The organism is Lentiprolixibacter sp. (assembly GCF_982873095.1).
Window position 1 is genome coordinate 1 of sequence record NZ_CEYNTP010000001.1, and the last position, 3,018, is coordinate 3,018.

General features: G+C 44.4%; 5 protein-coding genes. All 5 read left to right on the plus strand.

The window, feature by feature from the left end:
• The first annotated feature begins 148 nt into the window (after positions 1-148).
• Positions 149-658, plus strand: a complete 510-nt coding sequence (locus tag AC4E7D_RS00005) for a DinB family protein (protein ID WP_490171739.1) — start codon at positions 149-151, stop codon at positions 656-658.
• Positions 659-800: 142 nt separating this feature from the next.
• Complete coding sequence (locus tag AC4E7D_RS00010) at positions 801-1,190, plus strand: DUF302 domain-containing protein (protein WP_490171740.1); 390 nt, start codon at positions 801-803, stop codon at positions 1,188-1,190.
• Between the two features lie 53 nt (positions 1,191-1,243).
• A complete protein-coding gene (locus AC4E7D_RS00015; protein ID WP_490171741.1) occupies positions 1,244-1,807 on the plus strand; it encodes a 2'-5' RNA ligase family protein in 564 nt (187 codons plus the stop codon).
• Positions 1,808-1,977: 170 nt separating this feature from the next.
• Positions 1,978-2,508, plus strand: coding sequence for a menaquinone-dependent protoporphyrinogen IX dehydrogenase (gene hemG / locus AC4E7D_RS00020; RefSeq protein WP_490171742.1), 531 nt, complete (start codon positions 1,978-1,980; stop codon positions 2,506-2,508).
• Positions 2,509-2,645: 137 nt separating this feature from the next.
• Positions 2,646-3,018 (plus strand): YybH family protein (locus tag AC4E7D_RS00025; protein ID WP_490171743.1); only part of this gene is annotated, 373 nt, incomplete at its 3' end.

Consider the following 3,018-nt stretch of genomic DNA (forward strand, 5'->3'; position numbering starts at 1 on the left):
GGGCCTGGTTGAAGATGCCTATAAAAAGTACCAAGACTACTTCCCGGGCCACAATCCCATCTCCATGAAGAAGGCAGTTAATGCGTATATACGAAGCGTGATGGGCAAGGGGAATGGGGAGATCATCAGGGTCTATGAATAGTGTATTATGGAGGAAAAGAGAATTATAGAAGAACTTAACAGAAACAGGGCGGTATTCAGGGAACTGCTCAAGGACATAGAGGAACAGCTGTATTTTTGGAAACCAGGACCCGGGAAGTGGTGCCTCCTGGAGGTGATCTGCCACCTGTACGATGAGGAACGGGACGATTTCAGGGCGAGGACACGGCACGTGCTGGAAACCCCAAATGCACCCATGCCAACTTTTGACCCTTTGATCTGGGCGACGGAACGGAAGTACATGCATCAGGATTTCAATGAAAAACTCAGCGCCTTTTTACAAGAGCGTCTCCTGTCTGTTGATTGGCTGCAATCCCTTAAGTCGCCAAACTGGGATAATGCCTATGACCACCCCAAATTAGGTCCCCTCACAGCAAAGATGTTCTTGTCTAACTGGCTGGCCCATGATTATCTTCATTTCCGACAGATAAACAGGATCAAATACGAATACCTGAACATCCACTCCGGGGAAAATCTAAATTACGCTGGGCAGTGGTGATTGATTTTGGAACACCCTAGTCCCCCTTAGGTCTGGCATTAATCTGCCTTAACAACTCCCAAAATAATCTATATCCACAGAACATCGTTACCTCTGTCAGCTGCTTTTTTAGTAATTTCATAGTCCCTAAAACACACAGATAATGGACTATTATTTTTCTACCACTTTACGTGATACCTCTTTTGACGAAGCCATTGATAAAACCACGAGCGCCCTTCAGCAAGAAGGCTTTGGAGTGCTTACAGAAATCGACCTGAAAGCTACCTTCAAGAAAAAACTGGATGTAGACTTCTATAATTACAAGATCCTCGGGGCCTGCAATGCCCCGTTTGCCCATAAAGCCCTGCAGGCCGAAGATAAGATCGGAACCATGCTTCCCTGCAATGTTATTGTTCAGGAAAAAGAACCTGGCCTTATCGAAGTTTCGGCAGTCGACCCTCTAGCTTCCATGACGGCTGTTGAAAATGCGTCCTTAGGTCAAATAGCTCACGACGTTCAGGCCAAACTAAAGCGGGTCATAGACAGCCTGTAAGCCAGCCAATGGGGGTTTACGCTTTTAGAACAGGGGATTAATCTGCAGCCAACATGTATTTTGCACTGGTATATTATCCACAGATAGAACATGAGGGTTTCCATGCCTTCCGGGACAGATACGAACCCTATTCTGAATTACTCCCGGAGCATGTCCCCTTTGTTTTTCCGGTGCCGGAGAACATTGGCAGGGATAAGCTGGAGGCTCACATTGAACAGGTGGTCAACACCTGCAAGCCATTTGATGCGCATTTTTGCACCCTTGAAAAAACCTGGGACCACTGGTTGTATCTGGGGGCAAAAGAAGGGCATGATGCTATAGTAGAACTCCACGATAAACTTTACAAGGGCATCCTGAGCCCCTATCTTCGAGAGGATCTTCCCTATTACCCGCATATAGCTCTGGGCCTATTTAGCACAGAGGCCTATGATTTCAACAATCCTACTGCCGAATTAACCTTAGACGAGGAGAAGTATAACAGCGCCCGAAAATCTTTTGAAAAAATGGGAGTGGACCTTTGGTGTACTGTGGATAAACTAACCCTGGTGGGTGTCAATTCTGATTTTACAGAATGTGTTGATTTGAGAAACTTCACGATGATAGAACCTTCGCCTTGAAATGGAGCATTGGGTTTGATGTCATTGCACAATTATTGAGATAAGCGGCTACCTGAAGGCAGAATGATTAAAAAATCAAATACCGGGACGATAGTAATTTCTGATATCGGCAGGCCTTTGTAATTCCGATTAAATCCTGATATTTATATCGTAATCCAATACGTGTTTCTATGGCAAACAGCAGAACGGCCATGATCTATTCTTCGGTGGACGGTCAAACCCTTAAGATTTGCAACCGTCTCCTCGAGATCCTTAAAGACGATAAACAGCCCATTGAACTCTTCTCTATAGAGGAATTTCAGGAAGACATATCCCAATTTGACCGATTGATCCTTGGGGCAAGCATCCGATACGGGGTTCACAACAAACAGGTCATTGATTTCATCAATACCAACAAGGCAAAGCTCGATAAGATGCAAACGGCCTTCTTCTCCGTTAACCTTGTAGCGAGGAAACCTGAAAAAAACAGCCCGGAGACCAATCCTTATGTCATCAAGTTTTTTAAGAAGATAGATTGGAAACCCGATATTGTGGAGGTGTTTGCGGGAATGCTGGACTACCAGAAGTATCCGTTCTGGGACCGGATCATGATCCAGCTTATCATGAGGATTACCAAAGGTCCTACCGATCCCAAAACAAAGGTTGAATATACGGATTGGAAACAGGTGGAAGCTTTTGGCAGAAAGCTGTCCGATTGGTAACTCTGTTTTATATCCTCCATAAACGGAAAAGGTAAATTTTTCCGTCCGAAAAGGTATTTTTTATAAAAAAGGCGTATTTACTATTTTAAAGGCGTTTCGGATATCGATTAATTTATTGAGAATTAAAAGGCAATCCTATGAAAAAACGGGTACTGTTAGGCCTTCTGGCCATATTTTCAACTTTTACCAGCTGTGAGGAAAAGGTAAAAAATAACGAATCCCATCCGGAGGAAGCCATAATAAAGGCGTGGATCGAATTTGGCAATCACTGGGAACAGGAGGCAGTTGAGGAACTGGTCCTTCTTTATACCGAGGATGGGATGAATGTACCCCCGGAAGGAGAAATACTTATTGGTCGCGAAGCCATTTCCGGATTTTATGAATTCCTTTTTTCCAATCATTTGCCTAGCACCTACCGGCATGAAATTAAGTCAATTCAGGCTGCTGATAGCATGGCCATCGAATACGGCGAATTTACCGTAAATTGGGTACGAAACGATAGTACGCCCT